13 protein-coding genes are annotated in these 15,292 nt (G+C 54.2%); 11 read left to right on the plus strand and 2 right to left on the minus strand.

What is annotated here, in order from left to right; all coding sequences use genetic code 11:
- The first annotated feature begins 65 nt into the window (after positions 1-65).
- Positions 66-914, plus strand: a complete 849-nt coding sequence (locus tag ACR0AI_RS04660; protein WP_480671946.1) for an SDR family NAD(P)-dependent oxidoreductase — start codon at positions 66-68, stop codon at positions 912-914.
- Positions 915-1,055: 141 nt separating this feature from the next.
- Here the strand turns inward: ACR0AI_RS04660 and ACR0AI_RS04665 are convergent, their stop codons facing one another.
- Positions 1,056-2,018, minus strand: a complete 963-nt coding sequence (locus ACR0AI_RS04665; protein WP_480701261.1) for a LysR family transcriptional regulator — start codon at positions 2,016-2,018, stop codon at positions 1,056-1,058.
- 137 nt (positions 2,019-2,155) lie between these two features.
- Here ACR0AI_RS04665 and ACR0AI_RS04670 point away from each other — a divergent pair, with 137 nt between their 5' ends.
- From ACR0AI_RS04670 to ACR0AI_RS04700, 7 genes are all read left to right on the plus strand, one after another.
- Positions 2,156-3,163 carry a TAXI family TRAP transporter solute-binding subunit gene (locus ACR0AI_RS04670; RefSeq protein WP_170377124.1) on the plus strand — a complete coding sequence of 336 codons (1,008 nt, stop codon included), beginning with the start codon at positions 2,156-2,158 and terminating at the stop codon, positions 3,161-3,163.
- Positions 3,164-3,243: 80 nt separating this feature from the next.
- Positions 3,244-5,457 carry a TRAP transporter permease gene (locus ACR0AI_RS04675; RefSeq protein WP_480671950.1) on the plus strand — a complete coding sequence of 738 codons (2,214 nt, stop codon included), beginning with the start codon at positions 3,244-3,246 and terminating at the stop codon, positions 5,455-5,457.
- 4 nt (positions 5,458-5,461) lie between these two features.
- Positions 5,462-6,700: an NAD(P)/FAD-dependent oxidoreductase gene (locus ACR0AI_RS04680; protein WP_480671952.1), complete on the plus strand. Its 1,239-nt coding sequence runs from the start codon at positions 5,462-5,464 to the stop codon at positions 6,698-6,700.
- A gap of 28 nt (positions 6,701-6,728) precedes the next feature.
- A complete protein-coding gene (locus tag ACR0AI_RS04685) occupies positions 6,729-7,469 on the plus strand; it encodes an aspartate/glutamate racemase family protein (RefSeq protein WP_480671954.1) in 741 nt (246 codons plus the stop codon).
- Positions 7,470-7,506: 37 nt separating this feature from the next.
- Positions 7,507-8,235, plus strand: coding sequence for a TSUP family transporter (locus ACR0AI_RS04690; protein WP_480671956.1), 729 nt, complete (start codon positions 7,507-7,509; stop codon positions 8,233-8,235).
- Positions 8,236-8,314: 79 nt separating this feature from the next.
- Positions 8,315-9,268 carry a D-cysteine desulfhydrase family protein gene (locus ACR0AI_RS04695; RefSeq protein WP_480671958.1) on the plus strand — a complete coding sequence of 318 codons (954 nt, stop codon included), beginning with the start codon at positions 8,315-8,317 and terminating at the stop codon, positions 9,266-9,268.
- A gap of 352 nt (positions 9,269-9,620) precedes the next feature.
- Positions 9,621-10,106 carry a DUF3124 domain-containing protein gene (locus ACR0AI_RS04700; protein ID WP_480671960.1) on the plus strand — a complete coding sequence of 162 codons (486 nt, stop codon included), beginning with the start codon at positions 9,621-9,623 and terminating at the stop codon, positions 10,104-10,106.
- 272 nt (positions 10,107-10,378) lie between these two features.
- Here ACR0AI_RS04700 and ACR0AI_RS04705 read toward each other — a convergent pair whose 3' ends face one another.
- Entirely contained in the window at positions 10,379-11,026 is a 648-nt protein-coding gene (locus ACR0AI_RS04705) for a class I SAM-dependent methyltransferase (RefSeq protein ID WP_480671962.1), read from the minus strand.
- A 96-nt stretch (positions 11,027-11,122) separates the two neighbouring features.
- On the opposite strand from ACR0AI_RS04705, the gene ACR0AI_RS04710 reads away from it, so the two are divergent.
- The 3 genes from ACR0AI_RS04710 to ACR0AI_RS04720 all read left to right on the plus strand — a co-directional run bounded on the left by ACR0AI_RS04710 (position 11,123) and on the right by ACR0AI_RS04720 (position 15,026).
- The gene (locus ACR0AI_RS04710; RefSeq protein ID WP_480671964.1) at positions 11,123-12,022 is read left to right on the plus strand and encodes a LysR family transcriptional regulator; all 900 of its coding nucleotides are present in this window, start codon (positions 11,123-11,125) and stop codon (positions 12,020-12,022) included.
- Positions 12,023-12,038: 16 nt separating this feature from the next.
- Positions 12,039-12,530, plus strand: coding sequence for a P-loop nucleotide/nucleoside kinase family protein (locus ACR0AI_RS04715; protein WP_480671966.1), 492 nt, complete (start codon positions 12,039-12,041; stop codon positions 12,528-12,530).
- Positions 12,531-13,049: 519 nt separating this feature from the next.
- Entirely contained in the window at positions 13,050-15,026 is a 1,977-nt protein-coding gene (locus ACR0AI_RS04720) for a bifunctional 2',3'-cyclic-nucleotide 2'-phosphodiesterase/3'-nucleotidase (RefSeq protein ID WP_480701263.1), read from the plus strand.
- Positions 15,027-15,292: the final 266 nt, after the last annotated feature.

Below are 15,292 nucleotides of genomic sequence, written 5' to 3' on the forward strand. Positions count from 1 at the left end.
CGCAGCAGGCTCGGGTTGGCGTCCGGGCTCGCCGCCAGATTTCCGCAATCGAAAAGGTGTACCGTATGACCCATCCCGCATTCCATTCCGACTCTGTTGCCGTCATCACAGGCGGGGCATCCGGCATTGGTCTAGCTGCCGCGATGAAATTCGCTCAAATGGGCATGCGTGCTGTTGTCGTTGATCGGGATGCTGCGAAGCTGACCACCGCCGCTGATCTGATCAGGGCTGCCGGGGCCGCAGATGTGATTACCGCCGAGGTCGATGTCAGCGATCGCTCACAATTGCAAGCGCTTGAAAAACAGGTGTCAGACCGTTTTGGCGGCACAGATATACTGATGAACAATGCCGGTGTGGTCGGCAAGTCATCCACATTAGGCGCTGCGGAACCCTGGGAGAAAATGCTGGGTGTCAATCTGTGGGGGCCGATCCATGGCACGCAGGTCTTTGCTCCAAATATGATCGCCAGAGGCAGGCCGGGCGCAATCATCAACACCGGCTCAAAACAGGGTATTACCACCCGGCCCGGAAACCCGGCCTACAATGTTTCAAAAGCGGCTTTGAAGGCCTTTACTGAAGCGCTGTCACACGAGTTGAGAACCGGCCCGGGACACAAAATCACAGCCCATCTGCTGGTTCCCGGCTTTGTCTACACCGGTATGATCTCTGCACCGGAAAAATCCGCCTCTGCCTGGACCGCTGAGCAGACTGTTGATTTCTTCATTGAAAGTGTGAAGCGGGGTAACTTTTACATCCTGTGCCCGGACAACGACGTGACGCGGGAAATCGACGAAAAACGCATCGCATGGAACTTGGCGGAAATGATTGAAAACCGCCCCACGCTTAGCCGCTGGCATCCGGACTACAAGGACGTATATGAGTCCTTCATGGATGGCGAGTGCAGAAGACGTTAGCAGACACTTCAATGGCAAGCTTGAACGTTGCATGCAACAAAGCCTCGAACGGCTTAAGCCTGCCATTGGACGTTTTTTTACTTGTCGCAAGTCGATCCAAGTCGACATTCCCTCCGATCAATTTTTCGTTTTAAAACAATGCTATTCAGTTTGCTCGCTTACTGTTTCATCCATCCCAATTGCATGAGGGTTGGCGTTCACACCTGTCAACTTCGTTATAACTTCAGCTTTCCAGCCCGCTTTGATCTTTAAAGCCAGTTGAGACGGTGGTCGGTGGTCTGGCTCAAGGAGCGCATATTCATATCTGAGCGGCTTTTGGAAGGGCACGAACGCGACTTTTCCGTTGGACAGGTTTAGTTCTCGTTCAGTCGCTACGGTCAACGGATCCACGATCGAATAACACTGACCTGAGCTCACAAAGGGTATCAGGGGTAGAAAGTACTGACAGGTCACTGTTGGGTTGTAGTCAGCTGAAACATCTTGAAACTCTTGTCGAATTTTACGCTGGAACGGGTGCGTGGCATGCAATCCTCCCATAGGCGCTCCGTCGAGATCAGAAATGGATATGGTCCCGCGTGAAGCAAGTGGGCTGTCACGATCAACGGCGCAAAAACAATCTGCCCGGATCAGTTCTGTTGAATACTGAGGCTCTTTCCCGGTTGAATGATCGAAGTCTGCAAAGCCGAAATCAATATTCTGCGTGCCTGCGAGCTCAATAATCTGAGGCGAACTGCGTGTCGACAAAGTGATACGTATCTCGGGGTTTTCGCCGACTGATTGGCTGATAAAACGCGGGAACAAGAAAGCGGATGGGCCTGGCATTGTAGCGATATTCAGGCTGCCGGAATGCCCCTTAATCAATCCTTCCATTGTACTGGAAATCGTTGCAAGGCGGTCCAGAATACCTGTTGTTTCGGCCAAAAGGTAATGCGCCTCGGGAACCGGGACCAATCTCCGTCCCTTACGCTCGAACAGTGTCAGGCCAAGGGTCTTTTCAAGGTTCTTCAAGGCCAGACTGATCGCAGGCTGGGTGCGATTCAGTTTCTTGGCGGTTTGAGAGATAGAGCCGGTCTCCATCACCTCGCGAAAAACAGTCAACTGCATAAGGTTCATGGTTAATATATAAGCTAAACCTTAGTTTTATGAAATATAACAAATTTGTATTTATGAAAATTGCTACTACGCTTGCAGGATCGAAATTCGGCCGAACCGAATCCGACGATCCAACAAGGGAGATGATGATGAAATTTGTGAAATGTTTGACGGGACTGGCCCTGGCAGGCGCACTTGCCGCCCCGGCACTGGCACAGGACCCAACTTTTTTCCGCATCGGCACAGGCGGCGCAGGCGGAACTTACTTCCCCATCGGCGGCACCATCGCGAACGGTATCTCCGCCCCTCCGGGTTCGCGCCCCTGCGAAGAAGGCGGCCAATGCGGCGTACCGGGGCTGATTGCTATCGCTCAATCCACCACCGCGTCGGTGTTCAACAACGCCGCCGTTCAGAACGGAGAGCTTGAGGCCGGTCTGGCCGCAGCAGACGTCACCCGCTCGATGTATCTGGGCGAGGGTAAGTTCGAGGGCAAACCTCACCCCAACCTTCGCATCGTGGCCAACCTGTTCCCCGAAGACCTGCACTTGGTTCTGCCGGCAGGTGAAACAATCAACGACCTAAGCGATCTGGAAGGCAAGCGCGTCGGCATCGCGCAAGCCGGTTCCGGTACACAGGTTGCCGTGCTTCAGATGCTCGATGCATGGGGCGTCAACCGTGACAACATGGATGAGGCCGAGCTGAACAACAGCCAAAGCGCCGAGCGTCTGGCTGACGGTCAGCTTGACGCCTATTTCTACGCTGCAGGCTGGCCCGTAGCTGCGATGGTTCAGCTGTCTTCAACCAAGGGCATGAATCTGCATTCCTTCAGCGACGAAGACATGGCGAAGATCAATGAGATCATCCCGGCATACATCCCCTCGGCCATCCCGGGTGGCGTTTACGAAGGTATCGACGGTGAAACCAAAACCCCGGCGGTCAGCGCGATGCTGGTAGTGTCTTCGGAATTGTCCGACGAACTGGTCTACGGCCTGACCAAGGCGCTGTGGAACGACAATACCCGCAAGCTGCTGGACAATGGTCACGCCAAAGGCAAGCAGATTACGCCCGATACAGCGCTGGATGGTGTCGAGGCGCTGGGTGTGCCTCTGCATCCTGGGGCCGAGAAATTCTATAAAGAAGCCGGTCTGCTTCAGTAATCGTAGCTTTCTGACAATTGTCGTCGGTGCCCCTGCGTGGGGCACCGCACCCTGGAATTATGCGAAATCGGGGGGCCATCATGTCCGAGACCCAGAAACTTGATGACCACGAACTGACGGCCGAGGAACTGGCCGCCATCGAAGAACAGTTCGACGAAGGCGCCGCCGTCCGGCAGGTCACGCCCACCGCAGGCAAGGTACTGCGCGTTGTTGCCCTGATCCTTGCGTTCTACGAATTCTTCACGGCCGGTTTTGGCCTGCCCGCCGACCATTGGCACATGGGTATCTATCTGGCGCTGCTGTTCATTCTGGTCTACGCGACAATTCCGATTGTCGGCTCCAAAAACCTCTATGCGCTTAAGGTCAGCCGGTTCCGTATCGGCAACATTCCTCTGTACGACTTGGTCTTTATGGCGCTGGGGATCATCGCGGCGCTTTATGTTGGGGTCGCATGGCGCGGCATCCCGTTTCTGGGGATCGAGGAACAGACGTTCCGAATGGGCAACCCGAACACCTATGACGTGGTTTTGGGCGTAATCATCATCCTGCTGGTTCTGGACATCGCACGCCGCACGCTGGGTTGGGTGCTGCCACTGATCATTTGTGTGTTTATCTCATACGCCCTGTTGGGTCCGTATTTCCCCGGCTTGCTGCAGCATCCAGGTGTCAACTTCAAAACCTTCGTGTCGTCGATGTATTTCCCGCAGGAAGGCATCTATGGCGTCACCCTCTGGGTCGTCTCGACCATCGTGTTCCATTTCGTCCTGTTCGGCGTGATCGCGCAGCGCACCGGATTGGGGCAACTCTTCATCGACAACGCAACCATTTTGGCGGGTCGCTATACCGGCGGGCCGGCAAAAGTGTCGGTGGTATCCTCGGCGTTCTTCGGCACGATCTCGGGCTCTTCGGTGGCCAACACCGTTTCGACCGGCGCGCTGACCATTCCCAACATGAAGCGCCTTGGGTACCCCGGCCATTTTGCGGGCGGCGTCGAAGCTGCATCGTCAGCCGGAGGGCAAATCACGCCGCCGATCATGGGGGCAGCGGCCTTCATCATGGCAGAGTTCCTTGAGGTGCCCTACACTACCATCGTCATCGCCGCGATCTTCCCCGCGATCCTTCACTATGTCGGCGTCTTTGCCGTGGTGCATCTGATGGCACGCAAGCTGAACCTGCAAGGCTTGGCGAAAGAGCAACTGCCGCAACTCAAGGCCGTCTGGGCCGAAGGTTGGGCCAACATTGTACCTCTGATCGGTCTGCTGGTCGTGCTGTTCACAGGATATACGCCGTTCATGTCCGCCTTCTGCGGGATTTCTCTGGCAGTGATCGCAGGCATGTCGCGCATCAAACAACCACCCACGCTGATCTATGCCGCGGCGTTTCTGGCCTTCGTGCTATGGAAATTCTCAGATGGCGGGTTCGATCTGACGATGACAGCGATCCTGTGTGCCTTGTCGGTGATCGCCACGCTGAACCCGCAGAAACGCATCGAAGTACCCGAGATGCTGCAAGCGGTTGAGTTGGGAGTGAAATACTCGCTGGCCGTGGGCGCCGCTGCTGCCGCCGTCGGCATTGTCGTCGGTGTTATCAACACAACCGGCATTGGCTTCCGTATCGGGTTCATGGTCACTCAAGGCGCAGGCAATCTGGCCGCTGACCTGTACAACATGATCTCGTTTGGCAGCTGGCAGCTGTTTGCGATGGAAGACCTGCAACTGTTCATCTCGCTGGTCTTCATTGCCATTGTTTGCATCCTGATGGGCGCGGGCATCCCCACCACCGCGCTCTACATCATGCTGGTCTCAGTCGCACAGCCCGCGCTGGCGCAGCTGGGTGTCCCGCCGATCGCAAGCCACCTGTTCGTACTCTACTACGGTGTTGTGTCCGAGATCACGCCACCCGTCTGCACTTCGGCCTATGCCGCGGCGGCCATTGCGAACTCAAACCCCTTCCGAACTGGTCTCTCTGCCTTTACCCTTGGGTTGGGCAAGGTGATCGCGCCAATGGCCTTCGTTTATGCGCCGGTTCTATTGTTCGTGTCCTCAACCGGGTTCAACCTGTGGGAATTCACCTACACCGCCACGAGTTGTATCGCCGGGGTCATCGCCCTGTCCGCAGCTGTGGTCGGATACTGGCTGAAACCGCTGAACATCGCGTCGCGTATCCTGATGGCCATCGCGGGGGTGATCTTTGTTGCGCCCAGCCTGACGGCTGACCTGATAGCGCTTGCCGTCGCGTCGCCGGTCATTGTCTCCCAACTGATCGCGCGCAATCGCAGCCATTCCCCGGCCTGATACGATGACAGAACAAGTGACCATCATCGGCGCGGGGATCGTCGGCATCTGTTGCGCGCTGTCGCTGCAAGAACGGGGCATATCGGTCCGTCTAATCGATCGGAGCGACCCTGGACAGGAAACTTCGTTTGGCAATGCGGGGGTTGTGTCGCCCTGGTCGATCATTCCGCAGGCCGTTCCGGGCATTTGGAAAAAGCTGCCTCAAATGCTTTTGGACCCGAAAAGCGCGCTTTCGGTCCGGGCGTCCTTCTGGCCGAAGATGATCCCGTGGGGGCTGCGCTTTTTGGGCAAGTCCGGCGAAAAGTCGGTTCGCGAGATCTCAGATGCAATGGAGGTTTTGTGTCGTCCGTCCATTGATCTGTACCGTCGGCACCTGCAGGGCACGGGCCACGAAGCGCTAATTGTGGACAGTTACTACATCCACGCGTTCCGGAACCCTGAACAGGCCAAGCTGAACGACCTTGGCTATTTGATCCGCAAGGAAAAAGGCGGTGAATTGGAGCGTGTCGATGGCACTGAATTGCAGCGTCTGGAACCAGCGCTGTCAAAAGACCTCAAGGCTGCGATTGTGATCAAGGGTCAGGCTCGAGCAACGTCTCCCGGGCGTTTGGGAGCTGTATTGGCCGAAAAAGCGCGTGCGCAAGGGGCCGAGTTTGTGCGGTCCGAAGTCACCAAGCTGAGCCACACCGAAGACGGCATTTGGCAGCTTGCTACATCGCATGACACGCTACACGCGCGCAATATTGTCCTCGCAGCCGGAGTGTGGTCTGCCGACCTGCTCAAACCCCTTGGCCTACCCGTGCCGTTGGTGGCCGAGCGAGGTTACCACGTTGAATTTCCGATCCCCTCGGCTGTACTGAACAACTCGGTCATGGATGTGGACGCAAAGGTCGTCGCAAGTTCGATGCAGGGCGGCCTTAGGGTCGCCGGTACGGCCGAGTTTGGCAGCGTTGATGCGCCAGCCGATCCGCGCAAGGAAAAGATACTGACCGATCAGGCAAAATCTTTGGTGCCGGACCTAAATACTGGTGAGGCAAAGTTCTGGATGGGCCGACGCCCCTCTTTTCCCGATAGCCTGCCAGCGATTGGGCCGCTGAACGGAAAGGACGGGTTTTTTACAGCATTCGGCCATTCTCATTACGGGCTGATGATGGCGCCAAAGACCGGAGAGCTTGTGGCGGATCTGGTGTCCGGACGCAGCCCGAATATCAATCTGGACCCGTTCTCGCTGGCCCGTTTTTAAATCCCCTATTCGAAAGGACCTGAGCACCATGCCAATTTACGAAGGTGGCCAAAACATCTGCGGGGCATCGATCGGGGTTTTGTGCCTTGAAAGCTATTTTCCCAAACCGCCCGGGCACATTAAGAATCCGTCCAGCCTTCCGTTTCCCGTTCTCTACGAAATGATCGACGGCATCACTGTCCCGACCCTACTCAACAACCCGACACCCGATCTACTGGCACCCTTCATCGAGGGCGCGCAACGGCTTGAGGCCGAGGGCGTTCGGGCAATCACGGGAAGCTGCGGATTTCTGGCTTTGTTTCAAAAGGAATTGGCTGCAGCTGTTTCCGTACCCGTCTTTGCATCCAGTTTGATACAGGTGCCTTTGGCCTTTCACATGACCGGGGCGAATGCCCCGGTGGGCGTGTTAACCGCAGATGCATCTGCCCTGACACCGAAGCATTTCGAAGGGGTCGGCGCGGTCGGCATTCCCGTCGCGGTACAAGGCCTAGAGGACACCAGCGAATTCGCTGAGGTGATCCTGCGAAACACGCGCACACACATGGACACCGATCTAATTGAGGCAGAAGTCCTTGAGGCGGCGCGGCGACTCAAACACAAAGCGCCGAACATACGGTCGCTAGTGTTGGAATGTACCGATCTGCCGCCTTATGCCGCGCGTCTTCAGGACGAGTTGCAGCTTCCCGTCTTCGATTTGACGACACTGGCGCAGATGGCGCATACCGTTGCGACGCGCAAATCCTATGTTGGCATCATGCCTTGGACCTAAAGGAACAGCAGTATCGCGCGGGACTTGGAGGATTTAAGTGTCCGTTGATCTAGCCATCCTGATGGTTGCCATCGGCCTTGGCGCAATGCTGCAAGTCGGCGTCGGCATCGGGTTTAGCATCCTTGCCGGACCGCCGATGATGATCCTGCTTGGTACGTCAACGGCTGTTCCAATGTTGCTGCTTTTGAATACCGTCGTTTCAGCGGTCGCGACAGACCGAAATGTGTTGAAGGCCGACCGACAGACCATTCGAACGGCAATCATCGGATGCCTCATCGGAGTGGTCGCGGGCCTTGTCGTATACCCCTGGCTGAGCGAGGCGTTTGTCCTTGCCCTAACAGCCAGCCTGTTGCTGATCGGGCTTGTAACGACCTTGCTGCCCCTGCGCCGCTCAATTGGAACAGCAGGGTTTTCGACCGTTTCCGGCTTGTCCGGGTTGGCGACTGTTTGGGCAGCGACGCCCGGCCCGCTAATGGTTTTTGGATTGATTGCGAAAGGCCGCCCTGCCAAAGAAGTTGCCAAGTTGGTTCAACCCATTGCGCTGGTGGCATACGGCATCGCATTCCTGTTGCATAGCCTGTCCGAGACTCAAGCCTTCGCTTATGGCCCGCAGCTATGGGGCTTCGTGGCGCTCACATTGATCGGCAGTTTTTTTGGTCGTGCAATGGGGCCACATTTACCGCAGACCTTGGTCACAACGGCGATCCGCGTGGTATCTCTGATAGCCTGTGGCGTTCTCTTTCATCGCGCATTTGCGATCGCGTAAACTCGAAGGGCAGACGATGACACAAGACAATAAACTAGACAGATTTCCGCGGGCCCAATTCATGTCAGGCCCAACCCCATTGGATCGGCTGGGCAGGTTGTCTTCGGAATTGGGCATCGACCTCTGGCTGAAACGCGATGACCTCACCGGGCTTGGGTTTGGCGGAAACAAAACGCGTCAGCTTGAATTCTATTTCGGTGATGCCCTGCAGAAAGGTGCGGATACTATTCTGATCACCGGCGCAGTTCAGTCAAACTTTGTTCGGTCTGCTGCAGCCGCCGCAGCAAAATTGGGCATGCAATCCGTCCTGCAACTGGAAGAGCGCGTGCCGGATATGGGCGATGCGTATTACAGCTCTGGGAATGTGTTTTTGGCACAAATTCTGGGCGCCGAACACATGACCTACCCTGAGGGTGAGGACGAAGCCGGAGCAGATGCTGCGTTGCACGCACGTGCAGACGAACTGAAAGCTGAAGGACGCAAACCTTATGTCATTCATCTGGGATTAAACCACCCGCCTTTGGGTGCTTTGGGCTACGTCGTCGCTGGACAAGAATTGTGTCAGCAGATGCCTGATATCGATGCGATTGTCGTACCCTCAGGTAGTGGAGCCACACATGGAGGCTTGTTGACTGGAGTAGCCTTGGAAGAAAAAGCTGCTTCTGTGTTTGGCGTTTGCGTACGCCGGGATAGCGAAAAGCAAATGGTCCGAATGAAAACCGTTCTGCAGAAACTGGCGGATTTGTTGGATATCGACGCAGCGCCGTTGCATGCCAGGCTTAACGTTATGGATGAAGCGCTGCCTCCCGGCTACGGCAAACTCAGTGGAGGGACGCGGGCTGCATTGGACAAGATGGCTCGCACGGAAGGAATATTCCTTGACCCCGTCTATACCGCGAAAACCTTCGCTGGATTGTTGCATTTGGTAAACGCAGGAAAAATTCAACCGGGGCAGAAAGTAGTCATGGTGCACACGGGTGGGTTGCCTGCACTCTTTGGGTACCAAAACGAGTTGGCAAGCGACCTATCCTAACTCCGCCAATACCCCCCAAAAAACTTCCCCAACTGAGAAAACATAAAACATAACCATTACCCGGATCGAAACCGCGCCCTTCCAAAGCCTTCAGCGGAGTTGATCTTCGGCCGCCAGAACACCCTGTCAGCAGAACAAACTTACGAGTCAAATCAACTAAATTTCTATGTCTCGCTGTCAGTCAATTCACTTGATGCTACGATGCCGACAACTGCAACAAGAGCTCAAGTGGGGACCTTATCCGCAAGACCCGCAGATGACAGGACGGGGGACAAAGCAGACATATTCTTGCGCCGAATCTTGTCATCCGTATGCTCATTTTGACAACAGAAGAAACGGAGCATTCGCCTACATGAAGTTTTTCTCCCGCAAATCTTTCTGGACTTTCTCAATGGTTTTGGCTTCGTTGATGACCGTACCAAGCCTTTCATTCGCACAGGTTGCGGAGACTGTAACATCTCAAGTCATTTATGTTCCGTCTTACTCGCGCGTTTTCACGCAGGAGGGCCGCAGCGAGCCGCTCGCGTCTACCCTTGTTGTGCACAACATTAGTCTTCAATCAGAGATCAAAGTTGAGCGTGTCGAATATTACGACAGAGCGGGGCAGCTTCTTGAAACTCTCATCAATGAGCCTGTGCAACTGATGCCATTTGGGTCGATGAATGCTCTTGTACCTATCGGTAGCGTCGGAGACGGGATTGGCGCGAATTTCGTAGTTACTTGGTCGGCGGAAGTGCCGGTACTACCCCCTATTGTTGAAGCTATCATGGTTGGTGGAAGCGGCACTCAAGGAATCTCGTTTACAAGTCGAGGTCAGGTGTTGTCACAAAAACCGTAGCACCCATCACCACTTTAGCTTCGAAATAACCAACTCGATCATCGCGCCAATACTTAGTACCATCTGAGTTTTTGATTGCCACAGCGACAGGAGCCCAAGCCAACCCTAGCTACAAGAACATCGGATGGCGTTGGGGCGAACAAAACAGCCTTTCGCAATATCTTTCCTTAGGCAGAAGCAGAGCCAAGTAACTCCGTTCATTACAGTAAAAGAGTAACGCGTAATATGACGCAAAGATCGTTTCAATGCATGCCGCTAAACGAACTATAACTTTAAGATTTTTGCGCGACAATATAGCGGCTTTGGAGCATTGAGGCTTGATCAGACGTATAGAGGATATCGAAGCCTGCGGACGCAATTTTACTTTCAAGCACTGATCCAGACACAAAATACACAAATGGGGCTTTCCCAATAGCCTGCATGATTGGGATCGCGACCCGACTGATCATCGTATACTTGAAACCACCGTTCTCAGGTGCGCAAACGGTTTTGGATATGAAAAACCCACCGGGTTTTGTAAGTGCGGAAATGTGCTCAAGCGCTTGGTCCAAATCGGGCAGGAGATGAAGTAAATTGTGCGCCAGGACCGCATCGTAAGACCCTTCGTCAAGACCGTGCTCAAGAACTTCGGCCACCTTGAAAGTGACATTCTCCAATCCTTCTTTCGCACGCTTCTCATCGGCAATCTCGATCATGCCCGGAGCGAGATCCGTCGCGGTGATATGGGCAACATGCGGTGCAAGCAGCAGCGCTGTTGAACCCGTCCCGCACCCGATTTCCAGTACGTTGTCGTCTGCTTTCAGGTACGACTTCGTAAGCTCAAGTGTTTTCAGATACCCTTCCATATTGCGGATTGGGTCTGCCGCGTACTTTCGCGAGATTTTGCTCCAGAACGCGGCATCCTTGGACAAAGCAGTCATTTCATTACTCTCTTACAAAATTGTTGCCGTATCCTTTACGTCCAAACAATCATTTATGGAATTGCTACAATCCGCAGAACTGTTATGCATAAATGCATGAACTGGAAAGCTATAAACTTCGACTGGAATCAGGTGCGGTCCTTTCTTGCGACAGCCGAAGAAGGCTCATTTTCCGCAGCGGCGCGCGTTCTTGAGCAAACTCAACCCACTGTCGGCCGTCAAGTTGCTGCACTGGAAACTGCGCTTGGCATCACCCTGTTTGAAAGAGTCGGCAAGTCGCTAAAGTTGACGACAGCTGGCGCCGAGCTTTTGTTGCATGTCAGAGAAATGGCGGATGTGGCAAACAGGATTTCTCTTACTGCGACAAGCCAGTCGCAAGCTGTTGAAGGGCAAGTCAGGATTACTGCATCCGATGTGATGTCTGCATACCAGCTGCCACCGATACTGAAAAAGATCAGACTTGCAGCACCTCGACTAGAGATAGACATCGTTGCTGCAAATGACATACGAGACATACAGCGACGTGAGGCTGATATCGCGATCCGACATGTACGCCCAACTCAGCCGGATCTGACAGCAAAGCTTGTCGCCGAGGCCAGCGCCCATTTTTACGCAGCACCTTCGTATCTTGATCAGGTGGGACGGCCGAAAAATGAAAATGAACTTGCGAAATTGGACTTTGTCGGGTTCGGGGACATCGACACGATGATCGGCTTTCTCGATCCGGCGGGCATTAAAGTCACCCGAAAAAGCTTCAGGATTGGCTCACAAAGCGGGATTGTATCCTGGGAACTGGTACGCCAAGGTTTTGGCATAAGTGTAATGTCGGATGATGTGGCTGCCTTAACGCCGGGTGTGGAGCGCGTGCTTCCCGAGCGTGAGCCGTTTAAGTTCCCGATTTGGCTGGCGACGCACTCCGAGTTACACACCGCAAGAAGGATCAGGTTGGTGTTTGATCAACTGGCGGACCAACTTAGCGCAGGGACCATCAGGTAATCCGGGAGTTCGCTTTATGTCACAGGCTATTCCAACGCTTCACTTGCTATGCGGCAAAGTAGCTTCTGGGAAATCAACTCTGGCAGCAGAACTCGCGGAAAGAGATGCGGCCGTGCTTATCTCAGAAGATGAATGGCTTAGCACCCTGTTTGGCGAACAGATGAAGTCCCTTCAGGACTATGTGAATTGCGCTTTTAAACTGCGACCGGTCATGGGGCGTCACGTGGCTTCTCTGCTGAAGGCTGGCGTTTCCGTTGTTCTCGATTTTCCAGCGAACACAATTGAAAATAGGGTTTGGATGCGCGACCTGCTGGAAGACACTGCTGCGAAGCACCACCTTCACTTTTTGGATGTGCCAGATGAGGTTTGTCTGCAACGCCTGCACGAGCGCAACAGAGAAGGCGCTCATGCCTTTGCAGCAACGGAAGATCAATATCGCCGAATTTCGCGGCATTTCGTGCCACCATCACCCGAAGAAGGTTTCAACATCATAACTCACCGTCAGTAGCGCCCGAAATTCAAAGCGTCGCGGCGGCTCCAAACATTGTTCCGCCCCCTGCTCTGGATCGACGGGTGGCGAATGCTCAAAGACAACTTTCACTGGGTCTCAAGCCCGGATTTCGCGCAAAAATAGGTGGTGCATGCCAGTGGGTCCTTCATGGGTCAAGGCGGAGGCAACACCGGCAATGCCGCTTAAGCCGACTATCGGTTAGTGTACGTCACTGGCAGGCCTGGGCAACGCACCGGCCAGAACAGGCTCCTGCAATTCCCTTCAGAATAGTTTTGCGCCGTCAATGCAGCACGGACAATGGTACGAAGCACCGAGCAAGTTACCCATAAGTTATCAAAACACTTCTGGCTTGATTTCACTTCAGACAATCACTGAGCAACTTCGCGGGAGTAGGTGCATGGTGCTTGTCCGAACCACCTGAAATAAGTCTGCAAAGTGTGGTAGGAAAAACTGTCATAAGATCGTTATGCAAAAGCGGCAACAATTCTCGTTGCCAGCCAATCCGAAAGGTCACCCATGTCATTTTCCAGCCTCTCGTCAATTTCGCGTCGCCAATTTCTTGCAACAACTGCCGGTGCAGCGGCTATCACCTTGCATCCTTTTTCAGTCTTGGCTGCCAACAACCAAGCGCATTTGCGCATTATGGAAACAACGGACATCCATGTTCACGTGTTCCCCTATGACTATTATGCTGACAAACCACGTGACACCGTGGGCTTGTCCCGTACGGCCTCAATCATAAACGAAATTCGATCTGAGGCGACGAACTCGATCTTGGTCGACAATGGTGACTTTCTGCAAGGGAACCCGATGGGCGACTACATCGCCTATGAGCGTGGTATGAAAGAAGGGGACGCCCACCCTATCATCACCGCGTTCAACACAGTTGGCTATGATGCCGCCACTCTGGGCAATCACGAATTCAACTACGGGCTGGATTTTCTGGAAAAATCACTCGCAGGCGCAGAGTTCCCAGTCGTTTTGGCCAATGTTTCAAAGGCACAAGGCGCAACTCCACGTGACGACAAAACGCTGATCAAACCTTACGCGATCATCGACCGTGAAATCGAAACGGGCGACGGGACCAAACACTCAATCAAAATCGGCGTAATTGGCTTTACACCGCCGCAGATCATGAACTGGGATCGAAAGCACCTGGAAGGCAATGTTCAAGCCCGCGATATCGTCGAAACCGCGCGGGCATACGTGCCAGAGATGAAAGAACAAGGGTGTGACCTAGTCATCGCCCTTTCACATTCTGGGATCGGCGACGCCAACCATGTCGACGGTATGGAAAACGCCTCAGTCGTTTTGGCGGGTGTTGACGGGATCGACGCGTTGGTCACGGGCCACAATCACCTTGTCTTCCCCTCGCCGACCTTTTCGGACAGCCCCGGCATCGATGTCGAAAAGGGCACCCTGATGGGCAAACCTGCTGTCATGGGCGGCTTCTGGGGCTCACATCTTGGTTTGCTAGATCTGTTGCTAGAAAGGGACGGAAATGAGTGGCGCGTAGTTACCACGACGTCCGAGGCCCGTGCGATTTCTCAACGCAATGAAGACCGCTCAATCACCGCTTTGGTCGGAGACGATCAGAAGGTTCTCGACTCGGTTGCGAAGGATCACGACGAAACGCTCGCCTATGTCCGTCGAGCAGTCGGAAAGACATCTGCTCCATTGCATAGTTATTTCGCGCTGGTTGCTGACGATCCGTCTGTACAGATCGTTTCAATCGCACAGAAATGGTATGTCGAAGAAATGCTGAAAGGTACCGAGCACGCAGGTTTGCCGATCCTGTCAGCGGCAGCGCCGTTCAAGGCGGGTGGTCGCGGAGGCCCCGACTACTACACCGACGTCCCGGTCGGGGATGTTGCTATAAAAAACGTGGCTGATCTGTATCTCTATCCAAATACGGTGCGCGCGGTGCGCGTGAACGGTGTTCAACTGCGTGGTTGGCTGGAGCGTTCGGCCGGAATGTTCAACAAGATCGAGCCAGGCTCAGAGGACGCGGTTCTACTGAATCCTGAGTTTCCGTCCTACAATTTCGATGTAGTGGATGGTGTGACCTACCAGATCGACCTTTCACAACCGTCGCGCTTTGGACCAAAGGGCCAAGAGGTGAACCCCGATGCAGCCCGAATTGTGAATTTGTCCTTCCAAGGTGAACCGGTCACTGATGACATGGAGTTCATCATCGCCACCAACAATTATCGCGCATCGGGTGGCGGTTCATTCCCCGGTGCACTGGGTGATACAATTGTATTCGAGGCCCCGGACACCAATCGCGACGTCATTGTGCGCTATATTGTTGAACAGGGAACGATCAACCCAAAAGCGGACGCCAATTGGTCTTTTGCACCTCTTGAGAACACAACCGTGCTTTTCGAGACCGGCCCAAAGGCCCGAGACTACATTGGCGACGTCAAAGACGTTTCAATCGAAGACGCTGGAGATGGCACAGACGGTTTCGCAGCTTTCCGCATCAAGCTCTAGTAAACCTCCATTTGCATATTTTCAGGAAGCTAGGGGGCAACTAAAGCAGCTACTATCGGGCTTGTGCCAACCGCTGGCCCAAGATGTTCAAGGGCAATCACTAACCAGAAAGAACTAAGTGCTTTCGGTTCAGAGCGGGCTATCTAAATGTAGTGTGAATAACAAATCACAGAGTTACTATCCGTCATCAAAACCGGAGAACGTTCTTTGGAACCCGATAGGTTTTGGCATAGGCCATGACGGAAGCCTGAGCGAGGTCAGCACAA

This window comes from Ruegeria sp. BG3 (genome assembly GCF_056538485.1).